Annotated in this window: 16 protein-coding genes; 8 read left to right on the forward strand and 8 right to left on the reverse strand. The window is 67.4% G+C overall.

The window, feature by feature from the left end; translation table 11 throughout:
- Window position 1: 1 nt before the first annotated feature.
- Window positions 2-460: a 2Fe-2S iron-sulfur cluster-binding protein gene (locus HFP89_RS14380; RefSeq protein ID WP_206212391.1), complete on the reverse strand. Its 459-nt coding sequence runs from the start codon at window positions 458-460 to the stop codon at window positions 2-4.
- Window positions 453-3578 carry a hypothetical protein gene (locus HFP89_RS14385; RefSeq protein WP_168718371.1) on the reverse strand — a complete coding sequence of 1042 codons (3126 nt, stop codon included), beginning with the start codon at window positions 3576-3578 and terminating at the stop codon, window positions 453-455. The genes HFP89_RS14380 and HFP89_RS14385 overlap by 8 nt, the downstream gene beginning before the upstream one ends.
- Before the next feature lie 15 nt (window positions 3579-3593).
- On the opposite strand from HFP89_RS14385, the gene HFP89_RS14390 reads away from it, so the two are divergent.
- Window positions 3594-4397, forward strand: coding sequence for a hypothetical protein (locus HFP89_RS14390; protein ID WP_168718372.1), 804 nt, complete (start codon window positions 3594-3596; stop codon window positions 4395-4397).
- Window positions 4398-4441: 44 nt separating this feature from the next.
- Here the strand turns inward: HFP89_RS14390 and HFP89_RS14395 are convergent, their stop codons facing one another.
- The gene (locus HFP89_RS14395; RefSeq protein WP_168718373.1) at window positions 4442-5419 is read right to left on the reverse strand and encodes a hypothetical protein; all 978 of its coding nucleotides are present in this window, start codon (window positions 5417-5419) and stop codon (window positions 4442-4444) included.
- Window positions 5420-5769: 350 nt separating this feature from the next.
- Between HFP89_RS14395 and HFP89_RS14400 the strand changes: the two genes are divergently transcribed.
- Entirely contained in the window at window positions 5770-7422 is a 1653-nt protein-coding gene (locus HFP89_RS14400; protein WP_168718374.1) for a diguanylate cyclase, read from the forward strand.
- A 214-nt stretch (window positions 7423-7636) separates the two neighbouring features.
- Here the strand turns inward: HFP89_RS14400 and HFP89_RS14405 are convergent, their stop codons facing one another.
- The 3 genes from HFP89_RS14405 to HFP89_RS14415 all read right to left on the reverse strand — a co-directional run bounded on the left by HFP89_RS14405 (window position 7637) and on the right by HFP89_RS14415 (window position 11041).
- A complete protein-coding gene (locus HFP89_RS14405; RefSeq protein WP_168718375.1) occupies window positions 7637-8179 on the reverse strand; it encodes a phosphoribosyl-AMP cyclohydrolase in 543 nt (180 codons plus the stop codon).
- A 251-nt stretch (window positions 8180-8430) separates the two neighbouring features.
- Window positions 8431-9654 (reverse strand): DUF1501 domain-containing protein, encoded by a 1224-nt coding sequence (locus HFP89_RS14410; RefSeq protein WP_168718376.1) that lies wholly within the window; start codon window positions 9652-9654, stop codon window positions 8431-8433.
- 16 nt (window positions 9655-9670) lie between these two features.
- Window positions 9671-11041, reverse strand: a complete 1371-nt coding sequence (locus HFP89_RS14415) for a DUF1800 domain-containing protein (protein ID WP_168718377.1) — start codon at window positions 11039-11041, stop codon at window positions 9671-9673.
- Window positions 11042-11250: 209 nt separating this feature from the next.
- Between HFP89_RS14415 and HFP89_RS14420 the strand changes: the two genes are divergently transcribed.
- Window positions 11251-12231: a glutathione S-transferase family protein gene (locus tag HFP89_RS14420; protein ID WP_168718378.1), complete on the forward strand. Its 981-nt coding sequence runs from the start codon at window positions 11251-11253 to the stop codon at window positions 12229-12231.
- Window positions 12232-12244: 13 nt separating this feature from the next.
- The gene (locus HFP89_RS14425) at window positions 12245-12754 is read left to right on the forward strand and encodes a gamma-glutamylcyclotransferase family protein (protein ID WP_168718379.1); all 510 of its coding nucleotides are present in this window, start codon (window positions 12245-12247) and stop codon (window positions 12752-12754) included.
- Window positions 12755-12979: 225 nt separating this feature from the next.
- Here the strand turns inward: HFP89_RS14425 and HFP89_RS14430 are convergent, their stop codons facing one another.
- On the reverse strand, window positions 12980-13477 hold the full coding sequence (locus HFP89_RS14430) for a DUF4440 domain-containing protein (protein ID WP_206212392.1): 498 nt from the start codon (window positions 13475-13477) through the stop codon (window positions 12980-12982).
- Entirely contained in the window at window positions 13474-15945 is a 2472-nt protein-coding gene (locus HFP89_RS14435) for a CehA/McbA family metallohydrolase (protein ID WP_168718380.1), read from the reverse strand. Before HFP89_RS14435 ends, HFP89_RS14430 begins: the two co-directional genes overlap by 4 nt.
- A 409-nt stretch (window positions 15946-16354) precedes the next feature.
- On the opposite strand from HFP89_RS14435, the gene HFP89_RS14440 reads away from it, so the two are divergent.
- From HFP89_RS14440 to HFP89_RS14455, 4 genes are all read left to right on the forward strand, one after another.
- Window positions 16355-17827: a serine hydrolase gene (locus HFP89_RS14440; RefSeq protein WP_168718381.1), complete on the forward strand. Its 1473-nt coding sequence runs from the start codon at window positions 16355-16357 to the stop codon at window positions 17825-17827.
- Window positions 17828-17886: 59 nt separating this feature from the next.
- A complete protein-coding gene (locus tag HFP89_RS14445) occupies window positions 17887-19953 on the forward strand; it encodes a tetratricopeptide repeat protein (protein WP_168718382.1) in 2067 nt (688 codons plus the stop codon).
- 184 nt (window positions 19954-20137) lie between these two features.
- Entirely contained in the window at window positions 20138-21385 is a 1248-nt protein-coding gene (locus HFP89_RS14450) for a DUF418 domain-containing protein (RefSeq protein ID WP_168718383.1), read from the forward strand.
- 86 nt (window positions 21386-21471) lie between these two features.
- Window positions 21472-21945 (forward strand): hypothetical protein, encoded by a 474-nt coding sequence (locus tag HFP89_RS14455; RefSeq protein WP_168718384.1) that lies wholly within the window; start codon window positions 21472-21474, stop codon window positions 21943-21945.
- Window positions 21946-22065: the final 120 nt, after the last annotated feature.

The following is a 22065-nucleotide window of genomic DNA, read 5'->3' on the forward strand; positions in this document are numbered from 1 at the left end:
GTCACTCCTGTTCGACAAGGACACTGAAATCCATGTCCTTGAGTTTCATGATTTGCGTTCGAATGATGATCTTGTTGGCTTCCACCAGGACCTGCCCGGTCCGGGGGTGGAGAATCGGCACGCTGGTCCGTTTGCCGACCTGGGTCTCGAGGTCCTGAAACGACTCGACGTACAACCCGTCGGGCAGTTCGAGGTCTACCCCACCACCCTGCACCTTGCACTGACAGGCAAGTCGACTGTTTTCCTGTGCGCCCGTCAGGATCGACAGAGTCATTTCTTCGCGATTCGTCGGCGCCGACAGACCTTCGCTGCCCGAGCGGACATAGACATGACAAGTGGCACACAGCCCTCGGCCCCCGCAGAGTTTCTTGACCTGGACATTGGCCCCGATCAGGACATCGAGGAGGGACTGATCTTCGTTGGCCGGGACCTTTCGGCCCTGGATCGTTACCTCAGGCATGCTCATGGCCTCCCGTCGGCGGGCTCAGCAGTGCGAGCGCGACCGGCTCACAGAACGCATGGACGTTTTTGGGAAGGTGGCTGCGCAGCATCTTCCGGAGTCGGCGGACTTCGGCCGGGTCCTCGATACGAGGAATCCGGCACGTTCCGCCTGCACCGTCGCGAGTGCCGGCAGTCGGAACGGTCGAGATCCTTCCCATCAGGGCCAGCATCGCGAGGACATGGACCAGCGTCAGCGAATCCAGCGGGGAGGTGGCCGTCGATGTCCGGTTCAGTCTGGTGCTCCAGCCGCCGGCTTCCTGCATCGCTTCGATCCATCGCGCGCCATGGCTCGACAGCCTGGCGGCCAGCCATGCCTGGGCCACTGCACTGGACCGCTTTTCGGCAGCCTCTCGCTCCGTCGATGACTGCCTGTAGATCGAGGCATCGATTGTCTCGGCAAAGCGCTGAACGTCGTCGAAACTCCAGTCGGCCAGGGGTCGTGCACAGAGTTGTACGAGCGCAGATCGCTGACCGAAGTCATCCCCGCGCGCTACCGCGAACGCGTAATCCCGCGCCGATGCGCGCACCGCTTCGATGCTGTGCTCGGCAATCTTCGGCACCGAGCGCTTCAACAGACCGCCGCGAAGAGCGTTCGGATCTGCGCTGGACGCGGAATGCAATGCGGCCCGGAGCAGATTCATCTGTGATTTCACGGTCGTCTCGTCGGGCAGCGGCCAGTCGTTGAGCTGCGATACGTCGATGAAGGATTGGTGCGCCATGCCGAACGTGCGACGGGACGCAACGACGAAATGTTGCCAGAGACGCTGCTCGCCACGGACGGCTCGACCCCGACACCAACCGCGGACGTCGGACTCGACGGAATCGAGCGCATTAAGCTGCTGCCGTGCGACCAGCGCCTTGCCGATCTCCGTCTGACAGGCGATCAACTCCGGCAGGAGGCGCTCGTCCAATGCCTCGCGGAGCCGCTTGATCAAAGCAGCGGACGACGATTTCCAGGTCTCCGGTGGCAAGCCGGCCACCGTCGGGGTGGCGTCGACCAGCGTTTGGCAGAGTTCGGCACGCCCGCCCCGCCAATCGCCGAGGCTCGCCGCCACGACCATTCCACCCAGGAACGAACGCCACTCGGCCTCACTGGCCTTGTCTTCGGTGAACAGGTGCTCCTCGGCTTGCAGGATTCGTTCGGCGAAAACCCGGCAGTTGGAGAGATGCGATGCCGCCTGGCCGAGGTGCGAAGTCCAACCGACAACCGCCGCCTGGCATTCGTCGGGAACCCTTGCCGAAGTTTCCTTCGCCAGGGCCGCGGCGAACCGGACCGGAAAGTCGGGATCGCCGCCTTCGATCGGCAGGACGCTGGCCAGCCAGTAGCGCGGCAATTCCAGCGCGATCAGCGGTTCCGTCTCGCTCGCCAGGAGATCTCCCATATGCCGCACCGAGTCGACCAGGGCGTTCGGCAGCGCGGCCGGAAGGCTGCCGGCAATTCCGGCCGCGTCCGCCGCTGCGCTCAGTGCTCTGCGGCCGAGCAAGCCGGCATCGTCGCTCCAGCATCGTCCGATCGTGATGCGGCGAGCGATCGCGCGCAGTTCGCCGAGCAGCTGAATCCACAGCGCTGCCGCAGGCGCCTCCAACTCGGCCGCCAGTTTCCCTTCGAGTTGCTGCAGCTCTTCGGCCACGATGGAGAAGCCGCGCGCGCCGATCGCCGAGCCGACGATGGGCAGGATGTCCTGCACGGCGATCTTGAAATCACCGTGCCGATCCAGGGCGGCCATCCAGGCCGATTGCCAATCGGGCGCCTCGGCGTCGTTGAATCGCGCGAGAAGATGCTGCACGGCATGCTGGAAGGGTTCCGAGGCACCGCTGGAGTCGCCGATCGGCGGCGTCGCCAGGGCGCGGTCGGGCACGGCGCTCCTGCTGGCCGACGCGGCCCGCGTGCCGAGGCCCAGCAGGCTGTGGAAGAACTGGGCGATTCCTCTCTGCTGCTCGGCCGAGAGATTGGCCTGAAGCGCATCGGTCAGGGACTTCCAGCAATCGGCTTGTGCAGGAAAATCATGCCGGAGCAACCAGTGGACCTCGGGGACGATCCAGATCTGCCACTCCTCGTCCACGCGTGGCGTCTTGTTGCCCGGCAATCGGGCCAGCAAGGTGATGATCCGTCGAAACCGCTGACGCGCCCGCTCATCGGTCCCGGCAAGTTCTGCGGCCAGTTCGTTCTGCATCGTCCAGAGGCGCAGGACGGTCGACTCGTTCATGCCGCGGTCGATCATCGCCGCGACGTCTTCGCGGTCGAGATTCAAGGAAGACGCGACCCGTTCGACAATTCCCGATTCGAAGAACTCGACGACGGTTTCGGGCCGGGTCCGGCCCGCCACGACATCGTCGCTGGCGAATTCCACCAGGCCCGGGCCGCTGACCTCGCGTTCGGCGCCAAGCGCCCGGTCGATGTACTCGGCTGCCAGGGGAGCCCAGTCCATGGACACCGCCGCCCAGACCTCCCGAAAGTCCGCTGCACCGGCGCTGCGCGCGACCTCGAACTGGGACAGCGCGCGCAGCACACCGTGCAGACGAGCTCCGGCCGTGGACGACAGCGGTTGATCGATCCGGCTCAATTGAGCCGCGATTCTCTGGGTGCTGCGCCAGATCGGCCGCTCGCTTTCGCTGCCGGCCAGGAGCGCCGCGTAACGCCGGAAGTTCTGCTCGGCGTCGGCCGATTGATCGGCCGCCGTAACCGAGCGGGCGATCACGTTCATCAGCTGTTGCAGCGTGCGGGTGGCATCTTCGGTCGGTAGGCGTTCACTGACTTCAGCCGCGATGGTGCTGGCAAAGCCGGCCGATTCGCGGTCTGCAGCGCCTCTCCATGCGGCCAGCTCGCGCACGTCCTCGAGCAGCAGACAGAGGCGCTCTGCGACATCGTGCAGCCAGTCGAGCTCGTAGCGTTCGTGACCCGGTCGGATCTTGTTCAGCAAGGTGTCGAAGAATTCGCGCAGCTCGTCGATATCGAGATCGACGGTCTGCGTCAACCGCTCGGGGTCGACGGCATGAATGAACGCGGCTCGATGGGTTCGCGAATCGCCGATCAGCGTCAGAACCAGAATCCAGTCGACGAGATCGTCGTCGAGCATACGGAGTGCACGAGCGTGCACCGTTCGAAGGTTGCGGACGAACGCCAAGCGATGACCGCTCCGCGCCAGGCCGCGGAACAGGGCGAAGGTACGCTCGTCGAGACTGCCTCCGACCCGTTCTTCGATCGCGAAGGTAAGCTGGCGGCTCAGCATGCGCCATTCTTCCGCAGTAAGCTGCGCGGCCTGGTCGACCGAATGGACCAGACGGCGGAAGAACTCGAAATCGAGCGCGTGGTGCCGAAGCGGGCGCAGCCGCGCCCAGCCGTTCAACCAGGCGTTCAGCTCCTCGCCGATCGCATCGGCATCCTCTCGTTCGCTCAGACCGGCTTCCGAGAGCGCTTGCGCAACGATCGCTTCGGGCTCACGCAGCTTTCTGCGGGCGGTCAGACGGTCGACCGCTCCGCGCACGTCCCGGAGAGCAGCGTGCAGAAGCATCGATTGCTGACGTGTGAGCACCGCACCCAGGCGGCCCTGGACCATGTTCAGCGCAAGCACTGCCGGACCGGGCGGCAGTGCTTCGAGCAGGCGCTCCGCGGCGGGCATCAGGTCGAGTCCACCGGGTCGGCGCCCCGAGACGCGTGCCTCGATTTCGTCCAGGCACTCCCGGAGCATCTCCGTGGCCTTGCGGAGATCGACGTCACCGATCTTCGCCTGCAGCGCTTCGTTGCGACTGAACTCGATGACGAGCTTGCCGCGTTCTTCGGCCAGCACAGCGCTGAGTCCTGCGCCTTCACGGTCGAGAAGATAGGTCTCGCAGCAGGACAGGGCGTGGGGTTCGAACAGACGGGCCGCTTTCTTGTCGTGCGCGGCGGCCGATGACTTCGTCGCCGCGGCGGCAGCATTCTGAAGGGTGGCGTCGAGGTTCATAGCGCCATGCTCCGTGCTGCGACCACGGACCCATCGGCCGGGACGCTGCGCCCGTCGACGCGAGCGGGCCCGAAGTGCCAATCCTTCAGGAGTTCATCGGCGGCCTTCTGACCCATCTTGACGCCGAGCAATCGGTGGCCGGGCGAATTCTCGTAGTGGTGGAATTTGTACCGTTCGACATCTTCGTGGTCGGACCCCGAACGTCCAGCGGACAGGCTCGGATTCCAGAACGATCGGATCGTTGTGGCGAGATAGTCGTTGAAGGCCTGGCGCAGCTCCGACAGACGGGATACCTCGCAGCTTCCGTACAGCACCCATGGCATGGCGATCTCTTCGAACCACGCGGGGCGTTCACGGTTTTCCGGGAAGCGTGCCCGCCAGTATTCGCCGAGTGCGCCGAATTCACGGTCGAGACGATCGACCAGCGCCGGTTGCCGGCCGCAGACTTCGACATCGAGAATCAGCGCATGCACCCGGTCACCGAACACGACCCATTCGGCGGCGAATACCGGAAAGACCTCGGGGCTCGCCGTGGGGTAGACCATGACCGTGGCGATGTCCATGGCCGCGCCGCGGATTCGAGCATACCGACCGCACAGCCGGTCGCCGGCGATCCGCCACCCCTCGCTTTCGATCTCGAAATGCTTCGAGCCGATCGCCAGCTGCTGGTGACGGAATCGAGCCGGACGCGTTTCGTCTTCCAGATCGAACTCGGACATCTGTCCGAGGAAATCGGACCGCGTCCAGGCGACGTAATCGGAGTGCTGCATTCGACGAACCCCCTTGGTTGCTGTGAAGGCAGAAGAGTCTTTGGATGTGAATGATTTCTCCAGAAATCGTGATGTTGAAGTGAACGACACACCGGAGCCTGTTCTTCGAACTGCAACCTCGCTGCAATGTTCGTATCGATCGCGCTTGACGGCAGCGTGACGCTGATCACCTTTTCTGGATGTCAGCCGCCAACTCCCGCCCAAGCACCGTCCAGAACCGAGACATCTCGACCGACCCTGCGATATGCTCGAGACTATGGGTACGCTACAGTTGAAACGATGAATAGCGTGAACCCGAAACGACCGCTTCACTGCTCAACCGGGGTCCATCAACGGCTCAGCTCGTCTTCACGACGTCTCGATGGCTCCGCTGTCGCTTCGTGAATGAAGCAACCGGATACATTCGGGTCGCTACGATCGCCGGTTTTCGATCGGACTGAACGCGGTGTGCCGGCGCCCGTATCGTTGAACTCGCGCACTCGGTCCAGGCCCGCGCAACCACGATGGAAAAACATCATCGGGACCGACAACGGGCGCATGCAGGAGCACATCCAATGACGCATCAGACCGTACCGACCTCGTCCCGGGTTCTTTCGATCATCGGCGCAGCGCTGCTGGCTGCAATGGTGGCGGCCGAGGCCGCTCCCGGGTCGGATCCCCTTTCGACACTCCGGGACGCGATCGAACGGCACGAACGCGACGGCGACTACCGATCGATGATCCTGGCGGCGGTGGAACTCCGGGACACCGCAAGGGCACCGGAGGATCGCATCCATGCCCAGCGTTCGCTGGGCCGCGGTTATGCGCTGCTCGGCGACCAGGACCGAGCGGTCGAAGCGCTGAGCGAAGCGATGGGACAGGTCCGTCCCGGCATGTCGCCGACGCTGCTGGCCGAGCTCTATCGTGACACCGCCGGAATGCTCGGCGAACTCGGGCGTTACGAACAGGCCTTGTCGCTGGTCGAGCGGGGGCTCGGCGCGCTGCGTGAAGAAAACGAGCCCGACCTGGAAGCTGCGCTGCTGGTGATGCGCGGCTCGATCCTGGGGGCGCTGGGCCGTCTCGACGAAGCGATGGCCAGCATCGAGCAGGCCATGGACCGACCGCTGTCGACGCCCCGCCAGGAGATCATGCGGCGCAACAATCTGGGCATGATCCACAAGTGGCGCGGCGAGCTGGAGCCGGCGCTATCGGCGTTCGAAGCGGTGTACCGGCAAGCCTTGGAGGCCGGCAGCGAACAGCTGATCGTCTATGGCCTGCTGGAGCTCGGCGACGTCGAGCGGCTGCTGGGCAATCGCAGCGATGCGCGAATGCACCTCGAGGACGCGCTCGGGCGCGCCGAAGCCGCCGGCGAGGAGCGCTGGCAGTTGTTCGCCCACAACTACCTCGCAGAGCTCGAAGCCGAGCAGGGCAACGCCGAGGCCGAGGCCCGTCACCGCGACGCGGTGGCCGCCATCCGGTCTGCACTGCAGGGCCAGGCCGTCGAGAACCGGGCGCGGGTGCTGGAAGTCAGTCTCGAAGTGCTCGAGCGCGAACGCGAGATCGAGCAACTGCGGATGGAACGCGCGCTGCAGGAAGTCCAGCTGGAACGAGGTCGAACGCTGATCCTGCTGGCCGCGATCGCCGGAGTGCTGCTGCTGTTTGCCCTATGGCTGGCCGTGCAGCAGAGCCGGGTGCGCGCATCGGCCAACCGCGAGCTGGATCAGCTGGCCAACACCGACACCCTGACCGGCCTGCGCAATCGACGGTACTTCATCGACCACCTGCGTCGACGCATGACCGACGAAACGGTTCGCGGTGCACTGATCCTGATCGATGTCGATCGGTTCAAGCGGGTCAACGACGACCACGGCCACGAGGTCGGCGACGTCGTACTGAGAGACGTCGCGCAGCGGATCCAGGCCATGATGCGCAGCGAGGACACCGTCGCCCGCTGGGGCGGTGAGGAGTTCCTGGCCTTCCTGCCGAAGTGCACGGCAGACGCGGCGCTGCAGGTCGCGGAGCGGATTCGCGAAGCCATCGATTCCACGCCGGTGATCCACGACGACGCGACGCTGTCGGTCACCGCGACGCTGGGCGTGGCCGAGATCGGCGATGACGGGGACTTCGAGCGCGCACTTCGAGATGCCGACCATGCGCTCTACCGGGGCAAACAGAGCGGCCGGAACTGCGTGCGGATCGCAACGCCGGACCGGTCAGCGATGTCCTGATCGCGCTCGCCGGAGCGCGCGGAGCCGCCGCTCGGTCCACGACATCCATCGATTGCGTGCAGCGACCGGACCAGCTGCGCCCGGTCAAAAAAAGAGCGGCCCGGTTCAGGCCGCCCAAGCGCATCGGTCGGGGACGGGTTCACGGTTGTCGGCGTGCCCCGGGGCAGCGCTGAACCATCGTCTGCCCGCCGACCGGGCAGACGACGCACCCGGTTCATTCCGGGGCGTAGGGCAGCGACGAATGATGCAGGTTGATCTTCAGGTCGCCGTTGTCGTCCAGCAGGTAGCCGAAGGTGTACTCGACCTTGGTTTCCGAACCGTCGGGACCGGTGAAGTAGTAGTTCCCCATGGCCATGGCCGAGTCATGGTCGGTGTAGATGCCGTTGTTCTCCCAGCGCACGTTGGTCCAGCCGGAGATCGCAAAGCCCTTGTCTTCGCTGCCTTCCTCGCCGATGAAGTAGGTCAGCGCCTCGTCGAAGGTCTCGCGAAACTGGTCCCGGGCCGCCAGCGTCGGCTTGAACATGACGTCGCTCAGACCGTAGGCATACAGCGTGTCGATGTGTTCGGTGGCACGGGCCGCGTAGTCGCCACCTTCGGCGTGGACCGCGGAAATCGCCACGATGCCCGCGCCCCATTCCTGCTGGGCGGCAAGCACGTCCTGTTCGGTGATTTCAGCCAACGCGCTCATCGAGTACAGCGATGCAGCCGTGGCGATCGCTGCGATCCGCAGCGGATTGTTCAGCCTCTGACTCGTCATGTCTGGACGTCTCCTTGATTCAACCAGGGTCCGTATCGGACCAGTGAATAGAATGATATAACATTTCATTCAAGGCGGCGCCCGATGCGACGGAAAACGCGATCGTCGAGCCCTGTACGGTTCGATAGGAGTTGTCGAAGCCCCGGGGAAACGCCAACAGGCGGGCGCTGCGGTGAGGCCGTCATCGAAAAGCCTTCCGGGCCGCTCGCGAGCCGGTGAGCGGCCGCGCACCGGCTCGCCCGTCCAGCGGGTCAGGAAACGCTTCGCCCGGCCCCGGACCGGCGCTTCGCCGCACCTGCCGCCGGGCGGAACAGGCCAAGGCCAGGACCCGGCGTCCAGCCGCCGAGGATGGCGGTCGGATCGATGACGCCGAGCCGGTCGACCAGCAGCTCGGCCAGCACCTGGCGGTAGTCGGTGGTCACCCGGAGGTCCTGGCCGTCGGACAGGTCGCCCGGGCCGAGGCCCGGCCAGTCGCCGAAGACCTGGCCGCCATGGACGTTGCCGCCGGCGGCGAACATCACGCCGCCGTGGCCGTGGTCGGTGCCCAGCGAGGCGTTCTCGCGCACCCGGCGGCCGAACTCGGTCATGACCACGACCGTCGTCGTGTCCCAGGCCGGGCCGATGTCCTCGCGGAAGGCGGCCAGCGCGCCGCCGAGGTCGGCCAGCAGCGGGTCGATCTGCTCGGCCTGGTCGTCGTGGTGGTCCCAGCCGCCGCTGTCGATGGCCGCGACCTGCAGGCCGACCTCGGCCTTGATCAGCCGCGCGCAGTCGGCCAGGCCCGCGCCGAGCTGGCCCTGCGGATAGTCGGCGCCGGGCGGGAGCGCCGCAGCCGGGCCCAGCGCATCGGCGGCCTGGAACACGCCGGTGGCCGTCGGCATCAGCAGGGGATCGCCGGCATAGGCCGCCAGCAGCGCCGAGCGGTCGAGCGGGCCCAGTGCGAGCTGGAACTCGTCGATCCGACCGATCGCCAGCGCGTCGACCGGACCGGTCATCGACTTCGGCACCGCCGCATCGAGCGAGACGACGGATAGCGGATCGGATGGCGCCAGCTCGGCCAGGTAGCGGCCGATCCAGCCGTCGGCCGGTTTCAGGTCGCCGGCATCGACGCCCAGCTCCATCGTGGCCTGGGCCTCGAAGTGGGAGCGTTCGGCGGTCTTGAGACCACTGGCGTGGATCACGGCCAGGTCGCCGGCATCGAACAGGTCCTTGAGGCCACCGGCGGCCGGGTGCAGGCCGAAGAAGCCGTCCAGCGGCAGGGCCTCGGCCTCGCCCACCGCCAGCGTCGGACGGACGTCGAAATAGGCCGGTTCGCCGAGCGGCGGACAGACGGTCAGTCCATCGGTGCCGCCGCGCAGGTAGATCGCGATCAGCCGATCGCCGCCGGTGGCGCCCTTGGCCGCCGACCAGGCCCAGCGCGGCGCCAGCGCGGCCCCGCCGGTCAGCGCGGCGGTGTGCAGGAAGGTGCGTCGTTTCATGTCGATTCCTCCGGGCTCAGCGCCACTGGGCGTCGGGGCCGGCCAGCAGCCACGCGGCCATGGACGGCACGCGATCGGCCGCGGGCAGGCCGTTGGCGTAGCGGATCAGGATGCGCCGGGTCCGGGCGGTGACGCCGGCCGGCGCCAGGCCGTCGATCAGCACCGTGGCCGCATCGCTGATGCGCGCCTCCTCGGCGGCGGCGCGCAGCAGCGGCGAGCCGTCGACGAGCCGGCGTGCCCAGTCGTAGGCGGAGTTGAAGCGGACCAGGAAGCCGGTGGTCGACTGCCAGTGCTCGCGCTCGTCGGGGTACCCGTCCGGGGCCGGCCAGCCGAACGGGACCTGGCCGGAGGCGTTCAGGGCATCGTAGATCGCACCGAGGATGTCGACGCCGGGATCGGGCTGCAGCCGGCGCAGCACGCCGGCGGTGAATTCGTTCGGGCGCTTGAGCTTCAGCGCCATGGTGTCGGCGACCTGCGGGTTCAGCAGCAGCGCGCGCAGGACGGTCTTGACGTCGCCGCCCGAATCGAGAAAGGCGTCGGCGACGCTGTCGATCACGGCCTGCTCGGGCAGGTCGGCGACGAAGCGACGGGCCAGCTTGGTGGCGATGAAGCGCGCGGTGGACGGATGCTCGGCCAGCCGGTTCAGCAGGTTGCGCCCCTGCGCCACGCCCTCGCCCGGCACCGGTTCGCCGAGCACCGTCTTGCCGCCGTCGTCGTGGGTGGAGGGGTCGAAGGCGAAATACGCCGGCGGCCGGATCGTCCATCCGGTGAATACCCGGGCGACTTCCTTGACGTCGTCTTCGGTGTAGCCACCGTCCACGCCCAGCGTGTGCAGCTCCATCAGCTCGCGGGCATAGTTCTCGTTCGGCCCCTCGGCGGTGTTGGTGGCGTTATCGAGATAGTCGAGCATGGCCGGACTGGCCGCACTGTTGCGGAGCAGGTCGACGAAGCGGGTCATCGCCAGCGGCCGCACCATGTCGCGGTCTTCGAGGAACTTGTAGTAGCTGCCGACCACCCCGCTGGCCGGGACGTTGAAATGATCCGACCAGAACTCCACCATCCGCTCGTAGAGCTGGCGCGGGCTGAACGCGCGCCGGATCATCGTCGCGATGGTCAGGTCGCGCTGGGCCGCGCCGAAATCCTGCTCGACGAAGATCTGCCGGGCCAGCTCTTCCGGCGTCATCGACAGCGTCGGCAGTGCGTCGCGCAGCAGGTCTTCGAGGGGTCCGTCGTCGATCGCTTCCGGCGCCAGCTGCCATTCGACGAAGGCCTCGTAGCCCATCTGTTCGGCAATCGACACCGTCCCGGCATCGGCGCCGTAGGTGATGCGCTCGACCAGACGCAGCACGCGGGCGCGTTCGGATTGTGGGTCCAGGACCGGAATCATCGAAACCGTTTCCTCGGCAGGGCTCGAAAGGCACAACGTCGACCGGCGCGGATCGGTTGACAGCCGACCGGAACATGCTCCGACCCTACCCTCCCGCACCGCCGCGGCGCAAGCGAGCACGACGCCGAGCACCGCCGGGATTGTTACACTTGAAACCATCTCGCGCGATCCACGTGGATCGCCCAACCCGCATCACGAGGAGTGCACGCATGGGCCTGCTGGTCGACGGCGAATGGAAGGATCAGTGGTACGACACCGACTCGACCGGGGGCCGCTTCGAGCGCCAGGAATCGGCGTTCCGCAGCTGGATCACCGCCGACGGCGCGGCCGGCCCGAGCGGCGACGGCGGCTTCGCCGCCGAGCCCGGCCGCTACCACCTGTACGTGGCCTACGCCTGCCCATGGGCGCACCGGGCGCTGATCTTCCGCAAGCTCAAGGGCCTGGAAGGGATGATCTCGCTGTCGGTGGTCAACCCGATCATGAAGGAGAACGGCTGGACCTTCGAGCCCGGCTACAAGGTCCACGCCGACCCGATCCATGGCGCCAGGTACATGCACCAGGTCTACACCGCGGCCGACCCGGACTACACCGGCCGGGTCACGGTGCCGGTGATCTGGGACCGGAACAAGAACACCATCGTCAACAATGAATCGGCCGAAATCATCCGGATGCTGAACTCGGCCTTCGACGGCGTCGGCGCGAAGGCCGGCGACTTCTACCCTGCCGAGCTGCGTGAAGCGATCGATTCGATCAACGAGACGGTCTACCACCGGGTCAACAACGGCGTCTACAAGGCCGGCTTCGCGACCACCCAGCAGGCCTACGAAGAAGCCGTGATCCCGCTGTTCGAAACGCTCGACGAACTCGAACAGCGCCTCGGCGAGCAGCGCTACCTGTGCGGCGATCGGATCACCGAGGCCGACTGGCGGCTGTTCACCACCCTGATCCGCTTCGACCCGGTCTACGTCGGTCACTTCAAGTGCAACCTGCGACGGATCGAGGACTACCCGAATCTTTCGAACTACGTCCGCGAGCTCTACCAGGTGCCCGGCGTGTCGGAGACCTGCGAATTCCACGCCATCAAGCTGCACTACTACGGCAGCCACGACATGATCAACCCGTCGGGCGTGGTCCCGGTCGGCCCGGCGCTGGACGTCCACCGCCCGCACGACCGCGGGCGCTTCGGCTGACGCAGCAGCTCGCGTGCGGCCCCACGGCACCTTCCTGTACTTCGCCTACGGCTCGAACCTGATGACGGCGAGGCTGATTGCGCGCTGCCCGTCGGCGCGCAAGGCCGGCAACGCGATCCTGCCCGGCCACCGGCTGGCCTGGCACAAGATCGGCTGCGACGACACCGGCAAGTGCGACGTGGTACCCACCGGGCGCCCGACCGACCACGTCCATGGCGTGGCCTGGCGGATCCGCAGTGCCGAGCGGCCGGCGCTGGACTTCCACGAAGAGCTCGACACCGGCTACACCGCCGAGGCGGTCCGCATCCTGGTCAATCGGCGGGTCCGGCTCGCGCGGACCTACCGCGCCATCCCGACCGACGCATCCCTGCTGCCGCTGGACTGGTACAAGCGCTTCGTGGTCGAGGGTGCGCGCGAGCACGCCCTGCCGGAGCACTGGATCGCATCCCTGCACCGGGCGTCGGTGATGCGGGACGACGATGCTCCTCGGCGAAATCGCAACCTGCGGATCGGCCGGCGCTGAAGGGCCGCATCGAGGTCGCGGGAGGTCGTGCGCCCGAGCGGGCCACCTGATCGGCGGTCGGCCAACGGCTCGCTCGATCAGGTCCAGCGGCGGTGACGACAACGAGGTCCGGAAACACCCCGAACCCGATCGCCGCCCGTTCGGCGCGGCAACGACGGGGGGCGGGAGATCATCCAGCCGGAGTCCCCGTCAGGTCGGGGCCGGGTGCGCCGGTCGACGGTGCGGTCATGGGCAGGCGCTGCCGCCGCAGGTTTCGGTCATGAACAGTTCCGCTTCCAGCATCCACGAACCGTCGATCCGACGCCACTTGGCCGAATAGCTCCCGGCGGCGAAGTCGCCGGCGGGGCTCTCGCCGCGCCAGGTCCCGCGCTCCAGCGCGATCGGCCGAACGGGCGAGGTCCGGATGCAGTTCGGTGTCCGGACGTAGATCAGGCGATCCGTCGAGCCCGAGAACTCGCGGCGCCACAGGTCCAGCTGAGCGTCCTTGCCGACGAACAGATCGCTGTGCGTGCCGGCCACCAGCACGACATCGTCGACCAGCACGCGTTCCACGATCGCAAGATCGCCATCCCGGATCGCGTCGTTGAAGGCGGCCCGCTCGGCGCTCACGGCATCCACGACGGCACCCTGGTCGCAGGCCGGATGCGCGTCCCGGGCCAGCACCACCGGGACGCCGGAGGCGATGCAGGCGATCATGGACAGCACGGTGATCCAGCGGATCATCGGCCCTCGATCCCGCTGTCGATCATGCCGGCCAGCCGCGCGCGCGCGGCCAGGAAGCGGGCATCGAGACGCGGGGTCTCGACCTCACCGTAGGCGGCCCGGGCCGTGGCCGCCGCCGCGTCGACCGCGCGGATCAGGTCGGCCGCCGCTGCGCTTCGCGCCGCCGGATCGGTCGAACCGATCTCGCCGATCCAGATCGGCGAGGAATGCGCGAACGGACGGGCATGCATGGTCGGCCAGGGGTCGGCGGGCGGCTCGGAGGCATAGGCCCTGGCCGCGACCCAGCCGCCGGCCGGCAGGCGGACCTCGCCGGTGATCCTGCGGGTCTGGCCGGCGGCCACGCCTTCGACCCGCTCGACGACGGTTCCGTTGACCAGGATCTCGACAACGTCGATGTCGTTGGTGCTGGCCAGGGTGGCGGTCCATTGCTGCCGGCCCGATCGGGTCACGTCACCGGGCCGCGCACCTTCGGCGAGTTCGAAGAGCAGGGCCGGTCCGGTGGTCAGGAAACTGCGCCCGGCCGCTGCGGCCTCGATGACCGATTCCACCGTGGCCTCGGCCGGATCGACGCGTACGTAGGTGCGGGCCGTGCCCGGCGCCGGCGTGCGGTGGAAGTCGATCCAGCCGTCGGTGCCCGACATCGCCGCGACCGGCCGGCCGATGTTGAGCAGTCGGTACCAGACCTGGGCATTGCCCAGCGGGCTGGTCCAGGCACAGACCAGTTCCAGCCCGATCCGCTCGGCCAGCACGCCGTCGGAGATCAGTTCGACCGGAATGGGTCCGTCCTCGAGATGTTCGAACGGATCGCGGTCGCTGCCGATCGGATGGACATAGGTCGGGAACGCGCCGTGCTTTTCGGCGAACGCGATGACGTCGCCGTTGGTCAGGTCGGGACTGCCGAGCGTGGGATTGTTCGGGCCGAAGAACCACGGCGCGAACGGTTCGACCACGCCGATCAGGCCGATGTGGCCGTGAAAGTGCGAACGCACTTCCTGGGCCTGGTGCACGATGCGACCATCGCGCTCCGTGTTCTGGCCCAGGATGCTGCGATCGATGCGCCGCTCCCAGCGGTTCCAGGACTGCGGCGCGAGCTGGTCGAGGTCTTCGCCGGCCATCGCGCGCAGTGCGTGGTCGTGGTCGGCCCGGTGATGGCCGTCGCCGTTGAGGTGGACATGGTGGTCGGCCGAGACATAGCCGGCGGCATGGGCATCCCAGATCGGCGCCGGCTCCAGCACGACGCTGGCGTCGCGGCCGGCCCGGACGCGCACGTCCTGCACGACGATCGGCGTCATCGGTCCGCGGGTGGCGGTCACGGTGTAGCGACCGGCCGGCAGCGTCAGGCGGGTTCTGCCCTCGACATAGAAATAGTGCCGTCCGGTCTGCGGGTCGAAGTAGGTGGCGTCCTCGTGGAAGGCGACCGGTCGCCCGGACGCCTCGCGCACCGAAACGCGGGCGGTCAGCGGGTTCGCATCGGCATCGCGGATGTTGATCTCCAGCGCCGCGGTGGCCGTGCCGTAGTCCCAGCGATCGATCCTCACCGGCTCGGGCTGCCCGCCGTAGGTCGGGATGCGCATCAGCCGGAACTGGCGTCGGTCGTCGAGATCGACGAAGAACACCGTATGGCCGTCGGCGCTGAACGCCGGCGTGGTCGCGTAGGCATGACCGTCGGTGAGACGATGCCGGACCCGCGGGTCGTCGAGGTCCAGGGTCCAGAGGTGGTAGTCGTTGTCGATCGGCGCGCTGTAGACGATCAGTCGCTCGACCGGATGGACGTCGGCGGTGAGGTGGTAGGTGAGCGTCTCGGCGTGCACGATCCGATCGCTGCCGGCAATGAAATCGCGTTCCCGAAGAACGCGGTGCGCGCCGGCACCGTGCAGGTACAGCAGACCCGAAGCATCCGGCAGCCTGCGCGCGTTGCGGACGACCTGATCGAGATCGGTCAGGCTGCGCTCGACACCGCTGGCCAGGTGGCGCTGCCGAAGCTGCAGGCTGCCGCTTTCGCCGCTGGTGTAGAACAGGTCGTTGCCGTCGATCGAGAATTCGGGATCGAGTTCGATCGCCGGCGTGTCGATGACCTGCTCCCGGCCGGTGGCGAGGTCGCGCACCACCACGGCCGTGTCGCTGCCGTCGTCGCGGACGAAGGCCAGCCGGGTCCCGTCCGGCGACCAGCGCGGCCGGCCGTCGACGTTCGGGCCGTCGGTGATCCGGGTCGCGACCCCGCTGTCCAGGTCCAGCACCCACAACCACCCGCGCGCCGCGAAGGCCAGCGTCCGACCGTCCGGCGCCGGCGCCGGATCGACCGGACCGTGTGCCAGCAGCGGCAGTTCGTGTTGCTCGAGGTAGACATGATGGCCGAAGTCATCGAGCTTGGCGTAGCGGTTGTTCCACTGCGCATGTAGCGTGCCGGTGGCGAAGGTGCAGATCATCATCGGGATCCACGCAACGCGGATCATGGTCGAACGGGACATGGCGGTTCCTCGGTGGCCCGTGGGGGGGTGGGCCTTGGTGCAGCAGCGCCCGGATCCAGTGTACTCGCTCGCCAACGCGCAGTATCCGACCGGCCCCGGACCTGGAGCACCCCGCCGGCCGCTTGGAGCCGGTCGCGCCGTGGGCTATGCTGTGGGTCGATGCGGCCTGCGGCCTTCGAGGGAGGCGCCGTACGGTCCGCGACCGGGAGATCGATTTGGACCACGAACGAGCAGCAGGATCCACCGCCGGGACCGCGGCCGACGCGTCCCCGGTCCTCGCCGTTCTGCCGGTCGTTCCCCCGGGCCATCCATTCTGTCCGGCCGTGATGCCGGGCCCGAAGCCGACGATGGACTTTGCGCCGGCGCTTGTGCCGACCGCTCCCACACCCTGGCTAAGGAGAAGCACACGATGACCCTGACCCGACCGACCCTCGCCGCGGCCGTGGCTCTCGTCCTTGGCAGCGCCGGCATGAACGCCCCCGCGCAGACCGGATCGCTGGCCGACGACCCGCGCGTGTCCGATGCCGTGCAGCTATGGACGAAGTGGATGGAGTACCAGGCCTCGATCGCGCGGGCCCCGGCCGTCTCCTGGGGCTTCGTCCACGACCAGGAACTGATCGCCAGCGGGGCCTTCGGCCAGGCCAACCCGGCCACCGACCGGCCGGCAACGCCGGAGACGCTCTACAGCATCTGCTCGATTTCCAAGCTGTTCACCTCGGTTGCGGCCATGCAGCTGCGCGAAGACGGCGCGCTTCGGCTCGATGATCCCGTGGCCGAGCACCTGGACTGGTTCGAGGCCATCGAGGACGTCCATCCCGACGACGAAGCGATCACCGTCGGACGGCTTCTGACGCACTCGGCCGGCCTGCCGCGCGAGTCGGACTTTCCCTACTGGACCGATCCGGACTACCCGTTCCCGACCTCCGAGCAGATTCGCCGACGGTTGGGTTCACAGCAGACCCTGTACCCGGCCTCGCGCTACTTCCAGTATTCCAATCTCGGCCTGACGCTGGTCGGCGAGGTCGTGGCCGAGGTGGCCGGAGCGCCCTACGACGACTACATGCGAAGCGCGCTGCTCGACCCGCTGGGCATGGCCGACACCACCACCGACATCCCGGTCGATCTGCACGGCGGCGCGCTGGCCGTCGGCCACACCGCACTGAACCGCGACGGCACGCGCGACGCGGTGATCCCGTTTCGAACCCGAGGCATCGCCCCGGCGGCAGGCTTCGCCTCCAACGTGCCGGATCTGGCGAAGTTCGCGATGTGGCAGTTCCGCGTGCTCGACGGTGCCGATTCCGAACTGCTCAAGGCCTCCTCGCTGCGCGAAATGCAGCGTGTCCACTGGGTCGATCCCGACTGGGCGACCACCTGGGGCCTGGGCTTCAGCGTGCGCCAGGAAGGCAACCGCAGCTTTGCCCGGCACGGCGGCGGCTGCCCGGGGTATTTCACCGAGTTCCGGATCGAGCCGAAGACGAAGATCGGCGCGATCGTGCTGACCAGCGCGATCGGCTCGGAGCCCGGCCTGTACGCCGGGCAGGCCTTCGAACTGATCGCGCCGGCGATCGAGAAGGCGCAGGAGGCATCCGGCGATGCGCCGGAGCGGAACCCCGACTTCGCGCGGTACGAAGGGGTCTACAAGAGCATCTGGGGCCAGACCGCCGTGGTCCGATGGGACGAGGGACTTGCGGTCCTGGGGCTGAGCAGCCGCACCCCGGCCGAGTCGCTGGAGCGATTCGAACACGTCGAGGGCGCAAGCTTCCGACGAATCCGGGCCGATGGGGATACGAGCGGCGAAACGCTGCGCTTCGAGCTCGGCCCGGACGGTGAGGTGATGCGCTTCCAGCGTCACAGCATCCACATGGAGCGGATCGAGCCTTGATCCAGCGGCGGTCGGCCAGCGCCGGCGATCCTGCCGATGAGCGCTTGACCGACACCCGCATGTCCGGCTCCACCGGCCGGTCGCTCGCGCCGCTGCGCGCGCACCTGTTCGGCCGCTTCCGGCTGACCACGCTCGACGGCCGCGAGATCCCGATCAGCGGAAAACGGGCGCAGGCGGTGCTGGCGATTCTCTGCCTGGCGCCGGGCGAGCCGATCGAGCGCGAGCAGCTCAGCCAGCTGCTGTGGCGCGGCAAGTTCCGGGCCCAGGCCCGGGCCAGCCTGCGCCAGACCCTGCTGGAGTTGAAGCGGTCCCTGGCCGAAACGTGTCCCGATCCGTTCGAAGGCAGCCGGGAACACGTCACGCTCCGCACCGACGCGCTGGACACCGATCTGGCCGAACTGGAGTCCGCGCTGGCCGGATACCGGCATGAGCAGGCGCGCGCGCTGGTGCTTGCAATCGGAAACCAGCCGCTGCTCGACGGCCTGGACTTCGGCGCGGCCTTCGAGGAGTGGTTGAGTGCCCGCCGAGGCCAGGTCGAACAGCGCCTGCAGGTCGCCATCGAACAGTCGCTGGTCGGCGACGGGACGCGTCGAGCGGACCATGCCCGCAGCCGATTGCGCGAGGCCTGGCATCAACGCGGCCGGTCACGATCCTCGGACGAGCGCGACATCCGGGTGGCCGTGCTGCCGTTCCGGGCCCCGTCGGACGCCGAAGATCTGACGGTCTTCGCCCACGGCCTGTTCGACGAACTGGTCACGACGCTGGGCCAGGTGCCCCAGCTGCGGGTGGCCGGCCGCGGCTCGTCTCGAACGCTGCAGGGCGCTGCGCTGAGCCCGGCCGACGCGGCGAAGACCCTGAACGTGACCCACCTGGTCGAAGGCTCGATTCGACGCCACGGCGACACCGTGCGGGTCCACGTCGACCTGGTCGACGGCAGCGACGGCTTCGAAACCTGGTCGGGCAGCTTCGACGGCGAACGCACGGACCTGTTCGCGCTCCAGCAATCCATCGCCGAGGCCGTGACGCAGGAACTGAGCGCTGCCCTGCGGCTGCGGATCAGCCGCCCGGCACAGCGCCGGAGTACACCCGACAAGGCCGCCTACGCGCTGTACCTCCAGGGACGCACCCTGACCGCGCGCGCGATCGGCGACGGCGTGCTGGCCAAGGCCGTGGAACTGCTCGAGGCTTCGCTGGCGATCGATCCCGACTTCGCCGCGTGCTGGACCGCGCTGGCCGAAGCCCATGTCTACACCGCCGTCTACACGCCCTGCCTGGACCGGCTCGGCCAATCGGAGCGGATGGCCGAATGCGCGATGAAGGCGATCGAGCTCGATCCGCTCCAGGGCCATGCCCGGGCCATGCTCGGCATTCACCGCTGGACGCTGAACGACCCGGTCGGGGCGCTGGACCTGGCCCACGAAGCCTATCGACTCGAACCGCACAACCCCGACGTGGTGCTGCGTCTGGGCTCGTTCCTGCTCTACATCGGCCGGACCCGCGAGGCCCTGCCCTACATCGAGGCGGCGGTCGACCAGGATCCGGTCAACGGCCGCAATTACGCGATGCTCTGCGTGGCGCGTCTCAACCTCGGCCAGGTCGACGGCGCCATCGAGGCGGGCCGGCGGATGGTCGATCTCGGCCTGCCGTCGATGTGGCTGGCGGTGGCCACGGCCGCCTCGGGCGACCGCAAGCTGGCCGTCGACCAGTACCGCCAGACCATGGCGCTGATGAACAAGACCATGTTCCCGCCGGCCGGCTCGCGCCCGCTGAGCGGACCGGCACTGTATGCGTTCTGGCAGATTGCCGCGCGCGGCGTCTGCAGCGGCCGATCGATACAGCGCAAGGTCTACTGCGCCTTGCTCGAGAATCTCCACGCCACCCTGCACGACCCCTGCGACACCAGCATCGTCCTCCCGGCCATCTGGATGGGCCAGGCCGACCTGGTCTTCAAGACGCTCGGAACGCAGATCACGCCGGCCAACATGTTCTGCCTGATGTCGATGTGGGCCGACCTCGAGCCCATTCGGCAAATCCGGCTGCACGCCGGTTTTCCATCCTTCGCAGAACGGATCGGCCTGACCGCGGCCTGGGAGAAATATGGCCACCCGGATCTGCTGACCGGCTGACCGCGCCGGCCTCGGGCCAGCCTCACACAAGGCAGTATTGACGCAACTCTGACGCTGGCGGCATTGCTCCGGGTGCTCCTCCAGACCCAAACTGGTCTGTGATGAGCATCACACCGCACAGGGTTCTGCAATCGACGCGATCTGCGCGATCGAATGGCCGTGCGCATCGTCCGGGTCGGGACCGTTGAACGCGCCCGGTCCGGCGGCAATCGGTGAGCGCATCGAGCTGCTCGATGCGCTGCGGGGCGTGGCCCTGCTCGGCATTCTTCTGGCCAATATGATGGTGTTCTCCGGCTGGGTCTTCATGTCATCGGAACAGCAGGCGGCGCTGGCTGGAGCGCTACCGGCCGAGATTTCCAGGTTCCTGTTCTACCTGCTGCTCGACGGCAAGTTCTACACCGTGTTCTCGCTGCTGTTCGGCATCGGATTCGCCGTGCAGCTGGAGCGGCTGAGCGCGCGCCGACCCGATGCCGTCCGGATCTACACCCGGCGACTGCTCGGCCTGCTGCTCATCGGCCTGTTCCACCTGATGTTCATCTGGGTCGGCGACATCCTGACGCTCTACGCACTGATCGGCTTCACGCTGCTGCTGGCCCGGAACTGGTCGAACCAGACCCTGACCCGGGCCGCCGTGGCGCTGATCCTCCTGCCGGTGCCGGCCTACGTGCTGTGGGGTCTGCTGATCGGGTCGCCCCCCGGCTCCGCCGCGACGGTGGCCGCAGAAGCCTATCGCACATGGGCCAGCCCGAATGCGACGTTGTCGTGGGTCGAAACCATGCGACTGCCGGGCTGGGCGGCCTACCGCGACTGGGTGCTGGCAATCTGGCCGTTCCGGATTCCCAACGTGCTCGACAGCTGGCGGATTCCGAAGGTCATGGGGCTGTTCTTTCTCGGCGCCTGCATCGGCCGTCGCTTGATGGCCGGCCGCTTGCTCGACGACACGCCGCTGCTCGAACGCGTGCTGGTCGTCGGACTGATCATCGGACTGCCGGCCAACCTCGTCTACGCAAGCCTCGGCGGCCTCGGACCCTACAGCCAGCAACTCTCGGGCACCGGCCTGGTCGCCACCATCGCCTATGCAGTGGGCGTCGTCCCGCTCGGGCTGGCCTACGCCGCGGCGCTGGCTCTGCTGTGGCGGCGCGGTGCCGGATGGCTGCGGGCTTTCGCCCCGGCCGGGCGGATGGCGCTCACGAATTACCTGATGCATTCCGTCGTCATGGGCCTTGTGTTTCTCGGTTACGGACTGGGCCTGGCCGGGCAACTCGCGCCCTGGCAGTCCTGGCTGCTGGCCGGACTCACCGTCGTCCTGCAGATCCTGCTATCGCGTGCCTGGCTGGCCCGGTTCCGCTTCGGTCCGGCCGAATGGCTCTGGCGCTGGGCGACCTACGGCACCCGCACACCCCTGCGCATCATCGAACCGGCCGCGACATGACGCATCGATGCCCAGGACCCGATACGAACCCTGAAGAGACCGAACCCGGTCACGCCGTTCCCACCACCAATCAACAAGGAACCACCATGAAATCATCCAACACGATCCGCACAATGACCGCTTCGCTCGCCCTGCTGTTCGCGGTGTGCCTTGCCGCACCGGCCGCTGCACAACTGGACGTCTGGGAAGACTACGAAGTCTCCGATGCCACCTGGAGCGTGACGATGGTCAAGCTCGAGCCGGGCACCCAGGACATCTATCTGGAAGGCCTGAAGTCGACCTGGGTCGCGGCCAATGAGGTGGCCAAGTCGCTGGGCCACATCGAGGACTACGCGATCTACGCCAACCAGGCCGTTGCCCGCGGCGCGTTCGACCTGCTCCTGGTCATGAAATTTCCGAGCACCGCAATGATGGCGCCGAGCCGCGCGCGATACAACGAGTTCATGGAAGCCTGGGGCAACGAAAACATGGACGCCAGCAACGAGAAGGTCCTGGAGCTGTACAACGAGATCCGTGAGATCCAGGGCGAGTACATGCTTCGAGAAATCACGCTGAAGTGATCCAGACGTCCGCTGCGCTGCAAGGAAACCGTCTCCTTGCAGCGCAGCTGGACTTCCTTCGACACCGATTGAAAGGAGAGCCGGCATGTATCGCTCAACTGTCGTGCGCGCAGTCGAACG

This window comes from Wenzhouxiangella sp. XN79A (assembly GCF_012272825.1).
Classification (GTDB): Bacteria; Pseudomonadota; Gammaproteobacteria; order Xanthomonadales; family Wenzhouxiangellaceae.

Bases quoted from the DNA above. Each gene is read 5' to 3' on its own strand.
- HFP89_RS14415 (WP_168718377.1), bottom strand. From the start codon at position 11,041: ATGATTCCGGTCCTGGACCCACAATCCGAACGCGCCCGCGTGCTGCGT.
- HFP89_RS14455 (WP_168718384.1), top strand. From the start codon at position 21,472: ATGAAATCATCCAACACGATCCGCACAATGACCGCTTCGCTCGCCCTG.
- HFP89_RS14410 (WP_168718376.1), bottom strand. From the start codon at position 9,654: ATGAAACGACGCACCTTCCTGCACACCGCCGCGCTGACCGGCGGGGCC.
- HFP89_RS14385 (WP_168718371.1), bottom strand. From the start codon at position 3,578: ATGCTCGACGACGATCTCGTCGACTGGATTCTGGTTCTGACGCTGATC.
- HFP89_RS14435 (WP_168718380.1), bottom strand. From the start codon at position 15,945: ATGTCCCGTTCGACCATGATCCGCGTTGCGTGGATCCCGATGATGATC.
- HFP89_RS14430 (WP_206212392.1), bottom strand. From the start codon at position 13,477: ATGATCCGCTGGATCACCGTGCTGTCCATGATCGCCTGCATCGCCTCC.
- HFP89_RS14400 (WP_168718374.1), top strand. From the start codon at position 5,770: ATGACGCATCAGACCGTACCGACCTCGTCCCGGGTTCTTTCGATCATC.
- HFP89_RS14380 (WP_206212391.1), bottom strand. From the start codon at position 460: ATGCCTGAGGTAACGATCCAGGGCCGAAAGGTCCCGGCCAACGAAGAT.
- HFP89_RS14440 (WP_168718381.1), top strand. From the start codon at position 16,355: ATGACCCTGACCCGACCGACCCTCGCCGCGGCCGTGGCTCTCGTCCTT.
- HFP89_RS14445 (WP_168718382.1), top strand. From the start codon at position 17,887: ATGTCCGGCTCCACCGGCCGGTCGCTCGCGCCGCTGCGCGCGCACCTG.
- HFP89_RS14405 (WP_168718375.1), bottom strand. From the start codon at position 8,179: ATGACGAGTCAGAGGCTGAACAATCCGCTGCGGATCGCAGCGATCGCC.
- HFP89_RS14420 (WP_168718378.1), top strand. From the start codon at position 11,251: ATGGGCCTGCTGGTCGACGGCGAATGGAAGGATCAGTGGTACGACACC.